Source organism: Methylocaldum sp. GT1BB (assembly GCF_051027545.1).
Classification (GTDB): domain Bacteria; phylum Pseudomonadota; class Gammaproteobacteria; order Methylococcales; family Methylococcaceae; genus Methylocaldum.
Map to the genome: position 1 here is coordinate 735,101 of NZ_CP194902.1, position 20,261 is coordinate 755,361.

The window sequence follows — 20,261 nt, forward strand, 5'->3', positions numbered from 1 at the left end:
CGATCCGTAGTTTAGAAAGGTTATTCGTTGTCACGATATGACTGATTGACAGCTAAGAGCACCATTTCGATCGGAAGCCATTACGCCCGACGAAATGAGGATTTAACGGAATGAAGTTAGCAATTGCCGAATGCCGTTAGCATACTCCAAACGCATGCTTACCGCGTCATATTGAATGTCGATTACGGCGCAAAAACACCAAAGCGCGCTTGCGCCTGAAAGCGTCATCGTTTCAAACGGTACGACGCTCCCGGAGCGTCAACGGCTTGCGCGGCAGCCGTAAACGTTTAAGCCGACATAATGGAAAGGATGAATTTCGAAGAAAAGACGGATCTAGCGATTCCAAATAGCTCCACAATGATCGCGAATTCCATCGCCGGGTCATCGTGAATGGCTTATGCTACTTGGCGACTATAGAGATCCGAGTAGTAATAGTAGCTGTGTGCCCTGGAAAACATCTGATAAGCCCGGCTATACGGACGAAAAACCCGATCAAATCCTCTTTCCAAGTCCACAAGATAAGGCGCTCTCACGCCGCGGTGAATACAGGGGGCGCCGATTTGAAGCATGTCGACGCCTGCGTTCCCCAAGATTCTGTGAATAGAGCGGCGGCACAAAAACAGTACGCTTTTTATATCCTGTCGGAGGCAATAGTCTCGGGCAGCACGGATAAGCCCTAATAATATTTCGGGTTCCGCAGCCAATTTCGTTTGGGCTTGGCGAAAGTTGTCGAGTACCAGAAGCCGCGAAAACTCTGCGACTACGGCATCTTTTTCGTTCGACGGAACCTCGATATCAGCAATGTGATTAATCGGCAAAGCGGAGACCTTATCTATCACTAAGCGCGCAGCGCCAATCCATCTGTTTGTCAGCGGCTCCCTGACCAAGAAATGAATCGCCCGGTCGTCGTACTGATCTTTTTCCATTTCGGAAGTGAATCTACTCGCATCTTCAAATCCCTTTTCCAAGCAAAATACCTTGTACCTCAGATTGAAGTGAATCTCTTTACTTTCCGGGGTATCCGCCAATACGACCTCGTAGCGAGCATCAAACATCACGCGTTCTCCTTAAATCCAACTTAAGTCAAGCAGAGTCGGCCTATCGAACGAACAGATTTGATCTCAGGTGCCTTACCGCGACTCATCGCGCCCTGAGAGTACGCAGCTCTTCGCTGAGACGACGCTCAGCAAAATGAGCATGCGAAACACCAGGATGCGTATAAGCAAGAAAGACGCCAATGGCGGAATAACCCGGAATTAATAGCTTCGACTGATAGTTCTTGGAGTAAACTCAGAAATTCCTCACAGCGAGGTGTCGCCGAATCGCGACACAATTCGGTGACTCACTGTATTCCCTTGAAAAATCTCGCTTCTCGGTGTCTCTTATCGGCGTCAGGGTTGATCGGTACGCTACCGCTACAAAAGCATTCCTCAATACGGCCATAGCCTGCCTTTCTGGGTAATGAATTCCCAGACTGCAGGGCAGTCGCGCCTGATGCCGGACATCACTTCATCCACCGGACCAATGCATGGGACTCGCAAGCCATGATAATTAACCGGCTCGCCAATTTGAGTAAACCGAATTCCGAACCGTTTTAACAATCTCAGCAGCTGCGTTTCCATAACCGCATACCAAAGTTTGATATTGTTTTCGGCACTCATCTGCACTATCGCTTGAAACAGCCCCAAAGTGATGTGAGGAACCAATCTCCGGTCGTCCTTCTCGATGACGGGAACTTTGTGCTCAGCAATACCATGGATGGTCTCGGACTCCCCAACGCGGCGCCGAAATTGCTTCGATACGGCAAAGCGGGAGATTTCGGCTATCTGCTTTCGCTCGAATTTAAGTGAGATGCTTGATCTGTCTTCCGGAGAAATCGAACAATGGTCCTCGATCGGAAAGCCGTTTTGTGGGTTCTGGTTATCGGAAAGAACCAGCCTTACTGTGGCCACTGCCGCCTCATCAGGTTTTGACTTTAGATGCCGAACCAGGGAATGAACGGCCCTTTGATCGTATTGGTCTTGTTCCAGACCGTCCTTAAAAGTAGTTTTATCTTCAAAGGGATGCTCTACGCAATATATCTGGAACCGTAAAGCCTTAACCTGTTTGATCAGTTCATCTGTATTTGCCGGAATAACCTCGAAATGCCGATTAAAGCTATCAAACCAGTTTTCTTTTGTCATGGCCGGTTCCTAATTAGCCTAATAATTTCAGTCTAGAATAAGCTTAGCTGAATAGAACGGACTGGCTTTACATTAAGTGAAATTGCGCTTCGGATCACACAGGCTCTTATGAACTTCGATTATTTGTCCGCGTTCTCTAGAAATATCGGCTGGATAACTTGGGAAGAACAGCAGATTTTACGGTCCAAACGCGTCGCCATAGCGGGACTCGGCGGTGTCGGCGGAAGCCACCTGTTGACGTTAACGCGCCTCGGCGTTGGCGGCTTCAGTATCGCCGATATGGACACTTTCGAATTGGCAAACTTCAATCGACAGGCCGGCGCCGATCTCAATGCGATCGGGCTGTCGAAAGCCGAAGTGATGGCGGCAAAGGCGCGTGAAATCAATCCGACCCTCGATCTGCGATCATTTCCCGAAGGTGTTACCGAATCCAACTTAACGTCTTTCTTGGACGACGCTGACCTTTACATCGACGGGCTGGACTTTTTCGCGCTAGATATGCGAGCCAAAGTCTTTGCCGCTTGCGCAACACGGGGTATCCCCGCGATCACGGCAGCGCCGCTCGGAATGGGCGTAGCGCTGCTCAATTTCCTTCCCGGCCAAATGACGTTCGAAGAGTATTTCGGACTGGAAAACCAGCCGGAAAACGAAAAAACCGTTCGCTTCCTGATGGGGCTGTCGCCGGCGATGTTGCAGACACCGTATTTGGTCGCCCCCGACGCCGTCAATCTAGCCCTGCATCGTGGGCCCTCAACCGCCATGGGATGCGAACTGTGTGCCGGAGTTGCAGCGACAGAAGCTTTGAAAATCCTACTCCGAAGAGGCAAAGTATTCTCCGCACCATGGGGCGTTCATTTCGACGCGTACCGCAACAAACTGGTACGTACCTGGAGACCCGGAGGAAACCGAAACCCCTTGCAACGAATCGGATTAAGGATTGCGAGAAAAAAATTTATGGCGAAGCTGTCCGAGTGCCCTTCAGCGCAAACCGAACCACAACGTTCCTCTCTCGAACGCATTCTCGAACTTGCCCGGTGGGCGCCCAGCGGCGACAACACTCAGCCCTGGCGGTTCGAGATAGTCTCGGATAACCGCGTCGTCATTCATGGGTTTGATACCCGCGATCATTGTGTTTACGACCTTAAGGGCCGGGCCAGCCAAATTGCGATCGGCGCTCTTCTTGAAAATCTCGTTATCGCCGCCAGCAGCCACGGGTTAGCCGCCAACTGGTCTCTACGTCCAGAGTCCAGCGAAACAGCGCCGACGATCGACGTTCATTTTTCGCCCGATCCGGCGCTCAAGCCAAGTCCTCTTGCTGCTTATATTCCCATTCGCGCCACTCAACGCAGGGCGATGAAACGGCGGCCACTTTATCCCCAAGAAAAGATGCGGCTAGTCGAAAGCCTAGGTAACGATTACACGGTCTTGTGGCTGGATAAACCTGAAGATCGGCTACGGACTGCGCGACTGATGTTTCGAAACGGAAAAGTTCGGCTTACGATGCCGGAGGCGTATGAGGTTCATAAGAACGTCATTGAATGGAACACTCAGTATAGCGAAGATCGAATTCCCGACCGGGCCGTAGGATTAAACCCGCTAGCTCTCGGACTCATGAGATGGGCCATGAGGAGCTGGTCGACGGTCAATTTCCTTAACACCTATTTCGCCGGAACCGTTCTGCCGAGGCTGGAATTGGACTTGATCCCCGGAATCTTTAGCGCCGGGCATTTCGCTCTCATTGCGGATAAGCCGCCAACTTCAGTCGGGGACTATCTTTCCGCAGGTCGCGCTTTGCAGCGCTTTTGGTTGACGGCCACGCAACTTGGTTTGCAGCTACAGCCGGAAATGACTCCCTTGATCTTTGCCGGCTACATCCGAGAATCGATCAAGTTCACTCGTGTGGACGCTGTCGAGAAAAAGGCAAAACTATTGGCAAACGAGCTAACTGCTCTTTTGGGAGATGAGTGTGTCGAAAGAGCGGTATTTATGGGCCGGATTGGAGAAGGAAAACCGCCAAAAGCACGCTCGATCCGCAAACCCTTGTCCGAGCTTCTGGTGACAGGGAATATCAACACGCGATTGGTAGCGTGATTGATCGATCGGGCAAGTCGCAGCGCCAAGAGATTAAAACGAATACCGAAACTCGCCGTATACCCTGTCTTTGGCATCGAACTGCCCGAACAGTCCGGTAGGTTGGCCGCCGAAAATATCGGCGCCGACTACCATTCGCCAGTTCCTCAGAAACTCCCAAGTCACCTTAGCCTGCACATTCCAATCGGACCGATTGAGACTGTGTATGAAAAGCACCTCCGGCTCCACTTTCGGATGAAAATACCGCGTGCTGACCAATGCGGATACACCGCTCTCTAACTCGTCAGGAATCATGTGCTGATCGTGGTGGCTGAACCAGCGTTGAAAAAACTGCAGGTTGAGGCGCGTATCTTCCAAAAAGCTGAAATCGAGCCCGAGGATGTAATCGAGAAAATCCTGAGACACCAGTCCATCCGAATCCATGAGCCGAGTCGTCAAAAAAGGCTGATCCACCGTATAAACAGCCTCGCCTTTCAATACAAAAGGACCAAAGTCTTTGGCAAGCGTGCTACCGACCTGATGAATTCTCTTGTGAACGGAGCGATAGGTAATCGTCGGCGCAGGAGCCAGCACGATGTTACGCGCGAAGGCAGGAGAAAGATCCAGACCGCTGTAATAGAAAAGCGAAGTATCCCAGCCAGATTGAAGATAAGATAGCCTTAATCCGTAAGCGGTATTTTCAAAGGTATTGTTGGGCCGCTGGTCGTTCTCGATTACCGTCGTGAATCCCGGCGTCGGAGGTGGATTAAAAGGGAAGAATTCCGAACCGACTTTGCCGATATCGTTGTAGGTCATATAAGGAATCCATATCGCTTCGCCATGGAATCCTCCTTTGAAATACTCGGCCCGCATGGCCCACTGAGGAATTCGTAGTAAATCAAAATCGGGAAGCACGAACTGGCGCAGATCCTTCGCAGAGACGACATCGGCGAAAAACAATCCCACCATTTCGCCCCAGATGATGTGCTGACGTCCGAAGCGGAAATCCCAATCCCCGGCGGAATAATCGAGATAGGTTTCACGAAACATCGGCTCGAAACATTGGTCGTGACGCACCGATTCAGGATAAAAATCGGTCAAATCGTAAATCGCGTCATACATAAGCCGGCCGCTCGCCTTCCACTTCAGACTGGCACCCCAGCTACCGTGAGTTCCCAGTTCCAGGAGGTTACGAAACTTCGACCAATGGTCGGGCGACGCATAGGTGTAAGCGAGTTCACTCTGAAAAAAGCCGTTCAAATCCGGCCAACGGAGCGGGCGCGCATCATCACCCGTCTTCCGCTCAACCTCAAACAACTCATCAACCGATGCCGGTTCTTTGTTTTCTGTTTTTTCGTCTTTTAGATCAAATAGCTCGTCTACGGAAACCGGCGCTTCCTTCTCCAGATCAGCAGAAACGCCGTCTGTCGAGTTGAAAAGCCAAGTAAGAGCCAAGATGCCGTACAGACAGAGACGAGATGATCGCGGGTACTGCACGAGGGAATTCTCCAAATCGGGAAAGCACGCGTTTATGGAACTATTATCCGGCCGTCACTGATTCTCACGACCCTGTCCGCCATTTCCATAACTCGATGGTCGTGGGTCGAAAAAATGAAGGTCGTTTTTTCGTCCCGATTGAGTTGCTTCATCAACTGCAAGATGCCTTCACCGGTCTTGGAATCAAGATTAGCGGTCGGCTCGTCCGCCAGCACGATGACAGGATGCCCGGCCAGGGCTCGTGCAATCGCGACCCGCTGGCGCTGGCCACCGCTAAGTTCCGAAGGTTTGTGCTTAGCGAAATCAGCAAGCCCCACCACGACCAGGTAATGGGCTACACGCCGGCGCCGCTCCTTGGGCGGAATATCCTTTCTATACAAGAGAGGATATTCGACGTTCTCCCACGCGGAGAGAACCGGTAGTAAATTGAAGGTCTGAAAGATGAAACCGAGGGTTCGAGCTCGAAGATCGGCCAATTGGTTAGGTGTTTTCTTGCTCACCTCTTCATTGCCGATGTAAATTTCTCCCCGCGTCGGGGTATCGATGCAACCGATTAAGTTTAGCAAGGTAGATTTTCCGCTCCCGGACGGCCCGGCTATCGCCATGAACTCGCCTTCCCCAACCCCCATGGAGACGTCCCTAAGAGCTTCGACCGTCTGTTTTCCTAACTTATACTCCTTCCATACGTGTTCCACGCGAACCTTAGTCATGTTAGCTGTTATAGTCTGTGTGAAGTTACCCTACTATATTTATCGTATCCGAACATTGTCCGATAAGGTCAAACAACAAGCTTTTTGAAAAGGCACCCCTAGCGCTAGTAGAAGGTACTCGAATTAAGTAAAAAAATGCGGATATCCTTCAAAAATTCTTATCAATAGAAGTAGTGAGATTATTTCCCAGATTTCTCCGGGACGGATGGCGACAAGCGTAAATCCGACGGGGGAACACCCCGATATCCTAACGCTTCCGAAGCGACCAGCTTAGACCGTCACCGTTCATAAAGCATAGCCGAGCTTAGCAACATCTAGGAAACAACATGCAAACCTCTATCGCCCGACGATTCGCTTTTGCCGCAGCCGTTACCCTATTGTCAAACATAATATTGTCCGGCTCGCTTCGAGCCGACGACGTACCGGACCCGGCCGAGATTGTGGCAGCGGCAGATCGCATTCGCTTCCCTCAAGAAGGATTTCAGGTCGATATCTCCATCACCACGACTACCTCGGACAGCGAACCCGATGTGCGCGAATATCGTGTTTTATCGAAGGGTAACGAAAACACCGTGATTTTAACGACCGCACCGGCCGCCGACCGCGGGCAAATCATGCTCATGCGGGGGCGCGACTTTTGGGCTTTCATGCCCTCCGTATCGCAACCGATTCGTCTCCCCTTATCACAAAAGTTGACAGGCCAGGTGGCAAATGGCGATTTGGCCAGAGCGAATTTTACCGGCGACTATAATCCAAAACTTTCAAGAATCGAAGAAATCAACGGCCGAGAATATTATGTGCTTGAACTTAGCGCCGTAGATAGAGGCGTCACCTATCCGAGGGTGCTGTATTGGGTTGATAAGAAAAACTACAACCCATACAAAGCAGAATTCTACACCTTGTCAAACCGGCTATTTAAAACCTGCCGATTTCAAAAATTCGAATCAATGGAGGGAGAAGTACGCCCTACTCAGCTAGTAATGGAAAATGCTCTGAAAAAGGATGAACGATCGATCTTGGATTACAGAAAAATGAAGCTCAGAGATTTGCCCGACAAGGTTTTCACAAAGGACTATTTAAAGAAAGTTCAGGAGTGATCGCCATCCAACCCCACACTGTAGCCTCTATAAATCCATTAAGAGCCCTGTCTCCGTAGGCCATTCGCCCTGAGCCGAGTCGAAGGGTTTTATGACCTACCGGGATAGGTTCTAAATATTGCTCCGTAAAGCCTCTACTATAGGTGTATGAATAACCCTTCGCGCAGGCACCACGACAGCAAGAGCCGTCGCCAAAAACCCAACCACAAAGGCTACGCCAAGCACATTCGGAACAACGCGTACGATAGCCGTGTATCCCATATCCGAGTTGGGCGGCGGCGGCATTGGGATACCGAAAGCAGATATTCCCCCAGCCAGTAAAACGCCGACAAAGACTCCGACCGCCGCACCTATAAGCCCAAGAATGGAATATTCCAGAACAATTAACTTAAAAACATCTAATGGTCTATTACCGAGAGCCATAAGCGTACCAAACTCACCTATGCGTTCGTGAAGCGCCATGTTTACGCTATTGGCCACGCTTAAAAATACCATGACCAAAATAATGATTTCCAAAACGGTGAACTGTCGCTGATACATATCGACCGTTTTTTGATAGAAATCCGCGAGCACGAACCAAGGTTTTACCTCGTATTGCTCTGACGATAACTCCGCCATTAACCTTTTGACAACACGATCAGTATCCGCCGTATCATTCAATGCGAACACCAGTGCGTGGATTCCCGGGGTTGCTAAAAGATCCTGGGCAGAACCTAGGGAAATCCGAACGGCGCGATCATCGAAATCCTTCGAAAAACTTTGAAATACTCCAACGACGGTAAATTCAAGGCTGTTTAGAGCACCCTCCGGCGTATTGACGAGGAGTGTCAGTGGATCCCCCGGTTTGACCTTGAGTGCATGGGCAAGACCTTTTCCTACCAAAATGGCCATCGGGTCCGAGTCGCTCAGCGGCTCCCCCTCCACAATCGACAACATACTTCCAACCTGTTTCTCTTTGGTTGGCTCGACGCCCTCCCCCAAAATCGGGTAATCGGAGTGTCCGTTATTCACAAGGCCCGAAAAACTTACACGTTTCATAACCTCGGCAACTTCCGGCCACGTGCGGAATCGGTCAACGAGCCCGTCAACATCCTCCATCAGGAATTTATAAGGATCGCGGCGGCCGATGGTCGAGAACCCACTTCTGTATATCTGCAAATGTCCTAACTGAGAATGTATCGTCGACTCGCGCAGTTGAACAAAAATGTCTTCGATAAATCCGCCGACTAATGAGATACCCGCGACGCCTAAGGCAATTACCGTCAGCGTCAGAATAGATCTTACGGTCTGTCGAAATAGATTTCTAAGCGCGAATGTCAGCATGGATTAAATCAGCGAGATGAGGCGCCATCCGGTTAACGTGACTTTCTCAATGCCTCGACTATGACAAGCCGGGAGGCCTTCCACGCCGGAAATACACTGGCCAGAAAAGTGGATATCAGGGCGACTAGCACGGCCTTGGCGATCAACGGCCCGGTGATAAATATTTCAGCTGTATAACCGGTGCTCGTGCCTGGAGCCGGCGGCATGGGAATACCAATTGCCGATATGATCGCAGCCAAACCCCAACCGATCGAAACGCCCAACACGCTACCGATAACTCCCAACATAAGCGCTTCAGCGAGAAAAAGCCTGACGATTTCCAATCGTTTGAGCCCCAAGGCCATCAATGTGCCGATTTCGCTTGTACGGTCCATTACATTCATGATCAGCACATTCGATATACCCAGCAAAATCATGAATCCAATAATGCCTCCCAACACATTCATTTGCTGGGAAAAAAGCCTCACGGTCTTATTGTAGAAATCGGCGAGATCGTACCAAGGAATGAGCTGGAACTCTCCGGTCTTTTCGATGAAAAGCTGCTGAATTCGCTTGAGTATTTTTTTAGTATCTGATGTGTCGTCAAGCAAGACGGTCCATCGGTGAGCCCCCGACACTCTAAGAAGTTTCTCTGCCGTAATCAAAGGTATGCGCAAAGCGGAATCGTCGAACGCCTTATTCGCCGTCGAGAAGACCCCAACGACATTAAGCTCCACCGCATTTATCCCTCCGGAAACGGTATTTGCCAGCAAAACCACTTTGTCGCCCGATTTTATGCCCAAATTAGCGGCGAGACCGTTCCCGATAACTGCGCTTAAGGGTTGATTCGGATCGAGCCCCACGCCCTCTTGAATGGAAAGATCCGGTTTAAATGCTTTCTCTTTCTCGGGATCTATACCTTCTCCAATAAAACCAATCGTTGTATCCCCATGACTAAGCAGCCCATTGAAACTAAGCCGTGGCGCCACCACCTTTATGCCGGGCAGTTTCGCCAGCACTTCAAGCTCATCGACGGAATGCGGCAACAGAAACCTGTACGGATCCGCCGCGCCCCGATCCAAATAGCCAGGCCTGACGACTTGGATATGGCCGAGCCGAAAAAGAATCGTTGATTCCCGCATTGCCCAGAAAATCCATTCGATAAATCCTCCCGCAAGCAGCAGAGCAATGATGCCTACACCAATCCCCGAGAGCATGATCGAGGTCCGTCTCGGTTGCCTCCAAAGGCTACGTAACGGCAACTCTAGACTTGATTTCATGGGCGAGAAGCTCTTTTTGCAAAAAAGATTTCTAAGGAAGCTCTGATCCAATCGCAAAAACACACAATGAGGAGCGTTTTTAGGATGACAATAATCACTACATCTTGGAATAAATCAGAGGTTCCCTAACGAACCAAGATGGGCGGATGGTCGATAGTAACTGCCTGTCGCGACTATTTTAGTGTATAAGGCAAGGGAATGCCGCGTGATGGCTTGGCTTACCCTTTCCATTTCATCCTCGCCCGCAAAATCCCTTACGGCGAACATTGCCGAAATGCAGGCTCTAGAACGAGCCTATTGGACGACACCACAGACCTGGGGGTGCGCTCAAAGGCGTTAACATTGCGCTGTCCTTCCTTAATTCGCCGCCTTACAACAGGACAATCGACGCATCAATAGCCAATTGGCCAAAAATTTAGTTTCGCTTCTCGGTTAATGTTAATCCATGAGAAGTGATTGAGGGCGAATAAACAACACAGCGATCCATGGATAATCTGCAATACTGTTTTCGACTGAAGGTTGAATCGAGATAGCCGGTTTGAACTGTCGCTATCCCGACCGCGCTTCCAACCCGAGCCACCGTCAGTTCGCCCTAAGTCCAGTGACCTGACCGAATCGATGAAAAAGACTGTAAAGATTTTTGACAAATCCGATTCTTTTAGAAGCGCTCAACAGCACCTCAAGCCAAAAAAACGCATTCTCTTTATTGCCGAGGCTGTGACGCTCGCCCACGTCGCCCGTCCCTATGTTCTCGCCAGCAGCTTGGATTCTGGGGACTATGATGTTCACTTCGCCTGCGACGGCCGCTTTGATGCTCTTTTCTCAGATTCTAAGCTTGCCAAGGTGTCTATACGGTCAATTTCTCCCCCCGACTTTCTCGATGCACTTGCCAAAGGTAAACCGGTTTACGATACACCTACGCTACGGCAATATGTTAAAGACGATCTAAGGCTCATCGAGCACGTCAACCCCGATCTTATCGTCGGCGATTTTCGTCTTTCACTGACTGTAAGCGCCCGCCTCGCAAAAGTCCCTTACGCCAACATAACCAATATTTATTGGAGCCCCTACGCAGTCCAGACATACCCTGTGCCCGAGCATGTTATGGTGCGCCTGCTCGGTCCAGCGCTCGCTCAACCCCTTTTCGATTTTATGCGGCCGCTCGTATTCGCCTCCCACACCTTACCTCTCAATCGGATTCGAAAGGAGTTCGGGCTAACATCGCTCGGATCGGATCTCCGAGTGACGTACACAGACGGGGATTATGTTCTTTACGCGGATATACCTGGGCTAGTCAAAACGACCGAACTACCGCCCAACCACTACTATCTCGGACCTATCCTATGGTCGCCCGAGACCTTTAAACCCGATTGGTGGTCACGGCTAGAAAGACACCAACCCATAATTTACCTGACGCTCGGAAGCTCCGGCGAAACTCGCCGATTGCCGGAGCTCGTTGCGGAGCTCTCGAGCCTACCGGTAACGCTGCTTGTCGCGACGGCAGGCCGGTTTCAGCTGAAGAATCTACCACCTAATGTATTGTGCAGCGATTACTTACCCGGCGACGACGCAGCAGCGATTGCCGATTTGGTGATCTGTAACGGCGGAAGCCCGACAACCAATCAGGCATTGAGCGCAGGCGTCCCGATACTCGGCATATGCGCGAACCTAGATCAATACCTTAACATGCAGGCGGTGCAACAAAATGGAGCAGGACGCCTATTGCGTGCGGGAACGATCTCCGGCATCGAGATCGTCAAAGTGGTCAGAGAAATACTGACAAATCTATCGTACAAAACAGCTGCGGAGAAACTCGGACGGGCATACCGAGAATACGATGCCTCTGCTAGATTCGCCGCCTTTACGGACGAGCTGCTGAGATAATTTTCCAACCTTGCTATCGCGACCTTGTAAATTTGCCGCGTAGCGCTTCATGCCAACGGGGGTAATTCGCATGAAAACACGACCGATCGATTTCGTCTTATCCGGCCTTATCCTTACCTTGCTCTTCTCCGTAAGCCTTTTCTCCGTTGCCAAGCTGTTCGCGCCTCTGACCCGGGAATTGGCCCCCTATAACGTCCTCACGGATTTTTTTCTGTTTCTTCTGGCCTACGGCTTTTTCTCCGGTTTGACGGCTCGATTGATGCTGCGAATCAAGCCGTTCCAGCCCGGCTGCTATTCAATGGATGACCCGATCTTCACTTACTGGAAGCTGTTCACCGTAGTGTGCGAATTCGGCCGGGGCGCCTGCTTGCCGTTTTCGGTGGTATTCGCTAAGCCGCTGATTGCCGCCTGGTTCGGAGCAAAAATCGGCAAGGATATCGCGCTGGGAGGCCGATTAGTCGATCCCCAGCTCATCTCGATCGGCGACGAGGTTATTATCGGGCAAGATTCCGTGATCACGGCACACACGATAACCAGCGGCAAGCTAATCCTGGGCGAGGTCAGGATCGAAAACGGAGCTACCGTAGGGGTCAACGCAGTAATAATGTCCGGGACCGAAATAGGCGAAGGTTCAACGATCGCAGCCGGTTCAGTTGTGACACTGAATACAAAAATTCCGAAATACGAGCTTTGGGGAGGCATTCCTGCCAAAAAGATCAAAAACATCGATCCTTCACTATAACTCCAATTCCCTCATTGCCGTACTACAACGCCGGTACAGATTCGTCGGTGCCCGATAATCCTCTCCTGCATCTCTGCTATGAAGTAATCCGAAGAGCCGTAACCGTGACGAGGCTCATATGGATACTCAACTTGTTTGAGCCCTCTATCCTCGCCGACGCTACAACAAAGTGACAGACCTCCGATCAATAAACATCTACTCGGCTACGGGTTCGAGGCCAAGCGCCTGCGCATAGCCTCGGCATCCGAACGCTCCGCAAATTTGTCTTCCTTTTGCAGAATCTTGTCCAGGATTTTCGCTGCCTCTTGACGCTGTCCATCAGCACTTAATATTTGAGCCCGATGGAAGAGAAAAGAAACATTTTCCGGCTGCTTAGCCAAGGCCCGATCAATATTGGCCATAGCCCGTTTGGTGTCCTTGTTGCTCAACAGGGTCATTGCAAGCGTGTCCAGCACCTCCGGATCCTCGGGTGCTAAAGAATGCGCTTTTTCTGCATGCTTCAACGCTTCTGCGGGGTCAGTCTCACGCATGAGATAAGCAATATTGTTCAACAATAATGAATTATTGGGGTATTTTTCCGCCAACATTTTGAATTTGGCGACAGCATCCTGAGAGCGTTGCAACTTCATGTAAAGCTGTCCTAACTCAGCTAGGGATACTGTATCATCGGGATGCTCTTCAACCCACTGTACCACTTCTTGAAGGGCCGCCTCCTTTTCCCCCGCCTGCCAGCGCGCGCGCGACAGCCGCAAAAGATTAATACTGGTTTTGTTAGCCGGTGCAAGCTCAAACAACCGCTGATATGCAGAAGCTGCTTCGGAATAGCGCCCTGCCAACTCGGCCAGTTCTGCTTCCACCAGAACGATCTCCGGAACATCTCCACCAAAACGTTTTTTCAGTTCCTTTACCCGTGTCTCGGCATCTTTGATGCGTTTTTCCTGAATAGCCATACGGGCCAAGGCAATGCGCGCAGGGACAAAGGAAGGATCCTGAGCTTCAGTCTTTTCCAAAGCATCGCGTGCCATTTTTCGATCGCCGAGACGGTCATAGGCCTGCGCCATAAGGAAATGCACTTCGGGTTTCTTATGCCCGAGACTCTCAAGGCTCTTCAGGCTCGACACGGCATCGGACCAGCGGCCGGTTGCTAGTTCGGCCTCGGCCAGCATGCCCAGAAGCTCCTTGCTTTTCGGATACGTCGACCGAACTTCCGATAAGAGTTCAAGTGTTTTCTTGGGATTCTTAGCTTTGAGATAGTGGCGTCCAAGGTACAGTCGCGGCAGCAGCGCCTTTGGATCGCGTTTGACCGCCTCCTCCAGAGCCGCGGCCATGGCCTCGATGTTTCCTTGGGTTGCTTCCAGTTTAGCCAGATTCGTTAACACGCCCACATCATCCGGATGATGTTTCAACGCTTGCCGGAAATATCGCCTCGCCTTTTCGAAATCTTTCTCTTGAACGGCGATTGCCGCCAGCGCATTGGTAGCCGGCACATTAGCCGGGTCCAATTCGATCGCGCGCCGCAGAGCGGCAGACGCCTTGTCGGTCTCTCGTCTGACCAGATGCACCAAACCCACCAGCGTATTTGCCCCTGTTGAATCAGAATGGCGACTGAGATATTCGGTCGCGACATCCAGCGCCTGATCGAGTTCCCCCTTGTGAAGGTGCAAGGTCACGACGCCACGTACGGCACCCTCGAACTCCGGATCAAGCTCTAGCGCCTTTTTCAACTCGGTCATGGCGCCCTGAAGGTCGTCCTCCTGAACAAGCCCCCCGGCCAGGCGTGTACGTGCCTCGGCCGATTCCGGCTGCGCGGAGACAACCTGTTTCAGGTACTCAATACTTTCACCTTGCTTGCCTTGCGCCTTCAAAGCGTCCGACAGCAAATTCATCACCTGGACATCGTTTGGCGCTTGTTTCAGCGCCTCTCTGGCCAGCTTTTCGGCGCTGGCAGGATCGCTATTCTGTACTTCCAAGTGCACCAATAGAGACTGAGCCTTTACATTGCTCGGATCATGGCTCAAATATTTTCTTAGATAATCTTCTGCCTGGGCTCTATGCCCCAGTAGGCCGTGAGCCGCGCCGCCGTAAAGCAAAGACGGGAAATGGGAAGAATCCACGGCCAAAGCCGCATCGAAAGCTTCCTGCGCCTCGGCGACACGCTTTTGTTCGAAATTCAGCAGCCCCCTGGCGAAATGAAGTGCCGCAGAATCCTTAAGCCGTTTGCCGACTTCGTCGAGATCCGCCGCGGCCTCATCGTATTTTTTTAAATGAATACGCGCTATGGCTCGGGCGACGAGAGCCGGGGCACGCAGAATGCGGTCCTCCGCCGCTTTGGAATACGCCTCCTCGGCGGCTTCAAAGTGACTCTCCTGGGTTTCGATGTAACCGAGAAGCTCCCAGGCCGGCCCGTATTTCAGGTCGGCGGCGAGCGCTTTGGAAATCCATTCCCGTGTCTCGGGAATTTGCCCCTGCCTCCCATGCAGACGAGCCATCGTCAGCAGCGCAGGGGCGAAATTAGGTACTGCGTCCAAGGCTTCACGCGCGAGCTTTTCAGATTCGGAGTTTTCTCCGCTGCGCAGCCATGCCTCGGCTTTGATCGCGAGCAGATTACCTCGGAGCTCATTCGACGCGTTTTCAGGAATTTCAAGCACTTGGACATCGCCAAGCCGCCCTTGCTCGAGTAAGCTCGTCGCCAGCCAAGGCTCCAAGTCAACTTCACCGGCTCCCATTTCTCGGGCACGCAGCAATTCCTTTTCGGCGCCTGCCCAATCTCCAGCCTGTACGTAGGCACGCCCTAGTAACAGCCGAGCTTGCATGTTGTTCGGTTCGGATTGAAGGACGGTCTTCAGCTCGATAACCGCCAACCGCACATCGCCTTTTGCGAGCGCCTCGTCAGCCTGCTTCAGACGCTGTGCCGGAGAAATATCGCCGCAGGCAGACAACAGCAGCAAAATCGAAAAGACCGGGATTTTCAATCTTCGTCCGAGAAAAATAAGAGTCATGAAGCATCTCCAATGTTCGGTTTACAAATGACCTAGAGGCTAAAGACCTATTGGGAAAATGACTGAAATTATTAATCAGGCCCGTAAATACCCTCCTGGTATTTCGGGCCGCCTCCCAGGCCGGTACACGCCCGGCCTGGGCTCACGCGGCTTGTCGCCGCGCCGGGGCATCCCTGCCCCGGATTAACCCCAATCCGATTCGTCACATGATTGTAAGGCATCTTTTGGGCAATCGGAGCAATTAGGGCTCAAACAGCAATATTGAGAAAAGAGATTGGCGCCAAATCTCGCACGGAGCGTTCGCTGACTCAGCACAGAACTCTTCCGAAGTCGGAAGATACTTCGTCCCGTTCAAGCACAATCCGAATGGTGGTGTTTAGTAGGCGGTAAATAAGAAAAGAATCCATTGAGAATGCAATCCCTTTATCGAATGCTTAGCCAGGCCGAAAGCCGAAAAAAGCCAGCATGTCCACAGACCGCAAGCACAAAAAAAAGCGGTTCTGCCGCAATGACAGAACCGCTTAACTTATCACCAGAGCCCAGCCGATAACGCCGGGCATTTACCGGTTGGTGTTATACTGCGACAACCTTGCCGTTCCGGCGAGAGAGTCCTGCCGCAACCAGGCCGATACCAAGCAGTCCCAGCGTCATGGGCTCAGGAATCGTTTCGACGCTATCCAAGCGTAGATCCAGGTTTGCGGTTCTAGGAGCCGAGCCGCCAGCAACGTCATCACCGGTATTCAGTGCCACCTGTAGTGCGCCGAGGTTAGCAAGATTTGCCGTACCGCCGGAGCCGCATTCGATGGCGACTACGCCATCTACATAGGGCGACGTTCCGGTAAATCCGCATAGAGAACCATCCATAAAGGCCGCAAAGGGAATGGTAGACGTGTGCGGAGAAGGTACGCAACCGGGATCGAGCGGACCGCTAGCGTCCACACAGGTAGCGGCCAGCGTAATTTTGGTCCACTCATCATCATCCGTGAAAGCTTCGATGCGGAAGAACCATCCGAGATCCGATTCGATCGTGGTTAATTGAAAGGCATGAATGGTGCCGCCCGAAGTTAAATCGAACCCGCCTAAACCTGTGGTATTAAGCGCGATATCCTGATCGTTGCCGTCCCACTGGACAATAGCTTCGCCCGTTACACCCGAATCGTTGCTGAATCTGAATTGACCACCGCTGACGACGGCTAACGACCGGGAAACAGTATCATCGCAACCAGTGATACAGTTTGCCCAAATGTCACGCTGACCGCCCAGCACAGTCGACAAGCCGGTGCCCGTGCTGCTAGCCACCCCGGTACCGGGAAGAGTCGTGGAATCGCCGTTCCATGCTGCCCCGCTAGTAGTATCGATGGCGGACTGATTTCCCTCACTAAAAAGATCAACCGTGCCGCCGTAAGCCGACGTACTCAGCGCAAACAGCAGGGGCGCGGCCGCGCCTACGATATGCTTCAAATAAATCTTCATGATATGTCGCTCCCAGATAGCATCAGAGTATTAAGTTAATGTTATGCCGAAGTCTGACTTAATAACGTCGGCCTAATCGCACCGACGTATCTGCGATTTTTGTGCCAAGGCATAAAGATTATTTATAATCAATCACCTACACGCAACGAGCAACGCCCACGTAACATTTTCCGCTAGAAGTGTAAAAATTACTGACAGATATAGTGATCTACCGACACAAAGCGCGACAGAAGGAATGCCTCAAGTCCAACAAACGGCTCTGTATTCACTATCAAGGCTTAAGACTCGGATGGACATCTCGCAGCGAGGAAACCTAGTGTCAATGTACTTTACGATATCGCCACCAGAAAGTGACGCGCGCCAGAACGCTTATCAGGGACCAATGCAACCAGCAATAAACGTTGGCCAAATCGGTCTCAGTCGGTATGGATAGTTCCACACGCGATCTGACCGATCCCAAGAGTTTTGCCTTCTATTTTCTTCGGGCAACGACCACGCCATCTCGGGTCGGGTTGATGGACGCATCGAATTCCGGATCGTTGAAGATAAGTCGGTTATGTTCGCGGATAGCGTCGGTCCAGCCGGGAACGATGTCGACGGGGTTTTCGGCAGCAACACGGCCGTGCCACAAGACATTGTCCGCAATATAAAGCCCGCCTGGCCGGATACGCTCGCGGGCAAGGCGCCACACTTCGGGATAGTCGCCCTTGTCCACGTCGTTGTAGCAGATATCGAACTCGCCCTCGGTAGCCTGGAAGACGGTCTGGGCAAAGCCGGTTCGGAAATCGACGCGGTCCCACAGCCCGGCTTGGCTGAGAAAATGTTCCGCCTTGGAGAGATTGTTCGGATCGCCATCGCTACAGATCACCCGCCCGTCCGGCCCGACGGCCTCTGCGAACCAGTAGGCGGAATAACCGTAACCGCTGCCGAATTCGAAAATGCGCTTCGCTCCGATACTTTTGGCGAGGACCTTCAGAAACAATCCGACCAGACGCCCGACGATGGGAAAGTTCTGCTGACGAGCCAACTCTTCCATCTCCACGAGAACCGGGGTGTCGGCCGAACCGGCGAGAGTGGTCAAGTAACGTTCGATGTCCGGATGTACCGGCGTTAGCACGCTTGGATTGCTTGCCGTAGGATCATTGAGGTCGGTCATGCCGTAACTCCTTTAAACACGCTGAAGAGAGTCGCCGCCCCCTGGTGCAGTCCATTGTTTATTCGATCAGATCAGACTTACGCGTAGTTCCTGAGAGTAGACCCTTATTTTCGGAACCGGCACGGTCCGCTCTCCGTCAAGAGAAAGGACGAATGGGTCGTTTTCTCTTGACGGGAATACATCGCGTGGATGGGTTCATGACCGTCACCCTAGCGTAATTGCTTGTAGTAATTGATCAGACCGTTGGTGGAAGCGTCATGAGACGAAACCGCACTGTCGTCGGTCAGTTCCGAAAGAATGGTTCTCGCCAGCCGTTTGCCCAACTCGACCCCCATCTGATCGAAGGAGTTGATGTTCCAGATCGCGCCCTGAGTGAATATCTTGTGCTCGTACAAGGCGATCAGCGATCCCAGAGTTTCCGGGGTCAGTTTTCGATAAAGAATTGAATTGGATGGTTTGTTGCCGGGGAAAGTTTTCGCAGCAGCGAGTTCCGTCAGTTGCTCACCGGTAACGCCCCCTGCTTCGAGCTCGGCCGTCGCTTCCTCGGTGGTCTTGCCACGCATCAACGCCTCCGGTTGAGCGAGGAAATTCGAAATCAGTGTCTCATGGTGCCGGCCGAGACCGTGATGGCTTTGCGCCGCAGCAATAAAATCGCAAGGAACCAGCTTTCGGCTTTGATGGATCAACTGATAAAAGGCATGCTGTCCATTGGTGCCCGGTTGGCCGAAGATAATCGGGCCGGTGCTGTAGGCGATCAGATGGCCTTCGATATCCACCATCTTGCCGTTGCTTTCCATATCGACCTGCTGAAGATGGGCCGGCAAATCTTCCAGATATTGATCGTAGGGCAGAATGGCATATGATTCGGCGCCGAAAAAATTGGCGTACCAGATGCCGAGCAACCCCATGATCACCGGAATATTCCGCTCGAAGGGCTCCGTTCGGAAATGCTCGTCCACCTTGTGGGCGCCGGCCAACAGTGCTTCGAAAGCATCCATGCCGACGGCCAAGGCGATCGGCAGGCCGATGGCCGACCACAGCGAATACCGGCCGCCCACCCAGTCCCAGAATTCGAACATATTGGCGGTATCGATGCCGAATTCGGCCACTTTTTCGGCATTGGTGGAGACCGCCACGAAATGCTTCGCAATAGCGGCTTCATCGTTGATTTTGGCCAGAAACCATTCCCGCGCCGATCGGGCATTCGTCATGGTTTCCTGCGTGGTAAAGGTTTTGGATGAAACGCAGAACAGTGTGGTTTCGGGGTTGAGGTCCTTCAGGTTCTCGACAAGATCCGCTTCGTCCACATTGGATACGAAGCGAACGCGCAGCCGGGGCTGCATATAGGGCAACAGCGCCTTCACCACCATTTTCGGCCCCAAATCGGACCCGCCGATGCCGATGTTGACCACATCGGTGATGGCTTTGCCCGTACATCCCCGCCATTCACCGGAACGCACCAAGTCGCTGAACCGACGCATCTGCGTCAAAACCCGATTGACATCGGGCATGACATCCTTGCCGTCGACGAAAATCGGTCGGTTGGAGCGGTTGCGCAAGGCCACGTGCAATACGGCACGGTTTTCGGTGACATTGATCTTGTCGCCACGGAACATGGCGGCAATTTTTTCTTTCAATCCGGCTTGCCTGGCCAGATCGAGCAATAGCATCACGGTTTGTTCCGCGATTCGATTCTTAGAATAGTCAAACAGCAGGTCGTCAAGGCGCAGCGAAAAACGCTCGAAACGGTGAGGGTCTTCAGCGAACAGATCCCGCAGATGGAGATCGCTGATTTCACGGTAATGTCGATTGAGCGACTGCCAAGCCGGAAGGCAGGAAGATTGGGTCATCTACAAGATCCGAGTTCG

At 52.0% G+C, this 20,261-nt stretch carries 14 protein-coding genes; 4 read left to right on the plus strand and 10 right to left on the minus strand.

Going from position 1 to position 20,261, the window contains the following annotated elements; translation table 11 throughout:
• Positions 1-395: 395 nt before the first annotated feature.
• Together ACR2TX_RS04510 and ACR2TX_RS04515 are read right to left on the minus strand one after the other, a co-directional pair.
• Positions 396-1,055 carry a GNAT family N-acyltransferase gene (locus ACR2TX_RS04510; RefSeq protein ID WP_077730766.1) on the minus strand — a complete coding sequence of 220 codons (660 nt, stop codon included), beginning with the start codon at positions 1,053-1,055 and terminating at the stop codon, positions 396-398.
• Between the two features lie 375 nt (positions 1,056-1,430).
• Positions 1,431-2,183 (minus strand): PEP-CTERM/exosortase system-associated acyltransferase, encoded by a 753-nt coding sequence (locus ACR2TX_RS04515; protein ID WP_434131336.1) that lies wholly within the window; start codon positions 2,181-2,183, stop codon positions 1,431-1,433.
• Between the two features lie 108 nt (positions 2,184-2,291).
• Between ACR2TX_RS04515 and ACR2TX_RS04520 the strand changes: the two genes are divergently transcribed.
• Positions 2,292-4,274: a ThiF family adenylyltransferase gene (locus tag ACR2TX_RS04520; protein WP_434131339.1), complete on the plus strand. Its 1,983-nt coding sequence runs from the start codon at positions 2,292-2,294 to the stop codon at positions 4,272-4,274.
• 33 nt (positions 4,275-4,307) lie between these two features.
• Here ACR2TX_RS04520 and ACR2TX_RS04525 read toward each other — a convergent pair whose 3' ends face one another.
• Both ACR2TX_RS04525 and ACR2TX_RS04530 read right to left on the minus strand, forming a co-directional pair.
• Complete coding sequence (locus ACR2TX_RS04525; RefSeq protein WP_434131342.1) at positions 4,308-5,750, minus strand: DUF1302 family protein; 1,443 nt, start codon at positions 5,748-5,750, stop codon at positions 4,308-4,310.
• Between the two features lie 32 nt (positions 5,751-5,782).
• Positions 5,783-6,460, minus strand: coding sequence for an ABC transporter ATP-binding protein (locus tag ACR2TX_RS04530; RefSeq protein ID WP_077730762.1), 678 nt, complete (start codon positions 6,458-6,460; stop codon positions 5,783-5,785).
• Positions 6,461-6,786: 326 nt separating this feature from the next.
• On the opposite strand from ACR2TX_RS04530, the gene ACR2TX_RS04535 reads away from it, so the two are divergent.
• Entirely contained in the window at positions 6,787-7,557 is a 771-nt protein-coding gene (locus ACR2TX_RS04535) for an outer membrane lipoprotein-sorting protein (protein WP_077730761.1), read from the plus strand.
• A gap of 111 nt (positions 7,558-7,668) precedes the next feature.
• Here ACR2TX_RS04535 and ACR2TX_RS04540 read toward each other — a convergent pair whose 3' ends face one another.
• Together ACR2TX_RS04540 and ACR2TX_RS04545 are read right to left on the minus strand one after the other, a co-directional pair.
• The gene (locus tag ACR2TX_RS04540; protein WP_133717517.1) at positions 7,669-8,880 is read right to left on the minus strand and encodes an ABC transporter permease; all 1,212 of its coding nucleotides are present in this window, start codon (positions 8,878-8,880) and stop codon (positions 7,669-7,671) included.
• Positions 8,881-8,912: 32 nt separating this feature from the next.
• Positions 8,913-10,076: an ABC transporter permease gene (locus ACR2TX_RS04545; RefSeq protein WP_205780788.1), complete on the minus strand. Its 1,164-nt coding sequence runs from the start codon at positions 10,074-10,076 to the stop codon at positions 8,913-8,915.
• A gap of 681 nt (positions 10,077-10,757) precedes the next feature.
• Between ACR2TX_RS04545 and ACR2TX_RS04550 the strand changes: the two genes are divergently transcribed.
• Both ACR2TX_RS04550 and ACR2TX_RS04555 read left to right on the plus strand, forming a co-directional pair.
• The gene (locus ACR2TX_RS04550) at positions 10,758-12,023 is read left to right on the plus strand and encodes a glycosyltransferase (protein ID WP_077730758.1); all 1,266 of its coding nucleotides are present in this window, start codon (positions 10,758-10,760) and stop codon (positions 12,021-12,023) included.
• Positions 12,024-12,093: 70 nt separating this feature from the next.
• Positions 12,094-12,765: an acyltransferase gene (locus ACR2TX_RS04555; RefSeq protein ID WP_434131345.1), complete on the plus strand. Its 672-nt coding sequence runs from the start codon at positions 12,094-12,096 to the stop codon at positions 12,763-12,765.
• Positions 12,766-12,968: 203 nt separating this feature from the next.
• Here the strand turns inward: ACR2TX_RS04555 and prsT are convergent, their stop codons facing one another.
• The 4 genes from prsT to pgi form a co-directional block, all read right to left on the minus strand.
• Positions 12,969-15,764, minus strand: coding sequence for an XrtA/PEP-CTERM system TPR-repeat protein PrsT (prsT, locus tag ACR2TX_RS04560; protein WP_434131346.1), 2,796 nt, complete (start codon positions 15,762-15,764; stop codon positions 12,969-12,971).
• Positions 15,765-16,337: 573 nt separating this feature from the next.
• On the minus strand, positions 16,338-17,237 hold the full coding sequence (locus tag ACR2TX_RS04565) for a PEP-CTERM sorting domain-containing protein (RefSeq protein ID WP_156880141.1): 900 nt from the start codon (positions 17,235-17,237) through the stop codon (positions 16,338-16,340).
• Between the two features lie 472 nt (positions 17,238-17,709).
• Positions 17,710-18,393, minus strand: coding sequence for an O-methyltransferase (locus ACR2TX_RS04570; RefSeq protein WP_077730754.1), 684 nt, complete (start codon positions 18,391-18,393; stop codon positions 17,710-17,712).
• Between the two features lie 209 nt (positions 18,394-18,602).
• On the minus strand, positions 18,603-20,243 hold the full coding sequence (pgi, locus tag ACR2TX_RS04575) for a glucose-6-phosphate isomerase (protein ID WP_086134686.1): 1,641 nt from the start codon (positions 20,241-20,243) through the stop codon (positions 18,603-18,605).
• Between the last annotated feature and the right edge of the window lie 18 nt (positions 20,244-20,261).

Excerpts from the sequence above, each read along its gene's own strand:
- ACR2TX_RS04515 (WP_434131336.1), bottom strand. The coding sequence starts at position 2,183 with ATGACAAAAGAAAACTGGTTTGATAGCTTTAATCGGCATTTCGAGGTT.
- pgi (WP_086134686.1), bottom strand. The coding sequence starts at position 20,243 with ATGACCCAATCTTCCTGCCTTCCGGCTTGGCAGTCGCTCAATCGACAT.
- ACR2TX_RS04550 (WP_077730758.1), top strand. The coding sequence starts at position 10,758 with ATGAAAAAGACTGTAAAGATTTTTGACAAATCCGATTCTTTTAGAAGC.
- ACR2TX_RS04540 (WP_133717517.1), bottom strand. The coding sequence starts at position 8,880 with ATGCTGACATTCGCGCTTAGAAATCTATTTCGACAGACCGTAAGATCT.
- ACR2TX_RS04555 (WP_434131345.1), top strand. The coding sequence starts at position 12,094 with ATGAAAACACGACCGATCGATTTCGTCTTATCCGGCCTTATCCTTACC.
- ACR2TX_RS04570 (WP_077730754.1), bottom strand. The coding sequence starts at position 18,393 with ATGACCGACCTCAATGATCCTACGGCAAGCAATCCAAGCGTGCTAACG.
- ACR2TX_RS04565 (WP_156880141.1), bottom strand. The coding sequence starts at position 17,237 with ATGAAGATTTATTTGAAGCATATCGTAGGCGCGGCCGCGCCCCTGCTG.
- ACR2TX_RS04545 (WP_205780788.1), bottom strand. The coding sequence starts at position 10,076 with ATGCTCTCGGGGATTGGTGTAGGCATCATTGCTCTGCTGCTTGCGGGA.
- ACR2TX_RS04535 (WP_077730761.1), top strand. The coding sequence starts at position 6,787 with ATGCAAACCTCTATCGCCCGACGATTCGCTTTTGCCGCAGCCGTTACC.
- ACR2TX_RS04510 (WP_077730766.1), bottom strand. The coding sequence starts at position 1,055 with ATGTTTGATGCTCGCTACGAGGTCGTATTGGCGGATACCCCGGAAAGT.
- ACR2TX_RS04520 (WP_434131339.1), top strand. The coding sequence starts at position 2,292 with ATGAACTTCGATTATTTGTCCGCGTTCTCTAGAAATATCGGCTGGATA.
- ACR2TX_RS04530 (WP_077730762.1), bottom strand. The coding sequence starts at position 6,460 with ATGACTAAGGTTCGCGTGGAACACGTATGGAAGGAGTATAAGTTAGGA.
- prsT (WP_434131346.1), bottom strand. The coding sequence starts at position 15,764 with ATGACTCTTATTTTTCTCGGACGAAGATTGAAAATCCCGGTCTTTTCG.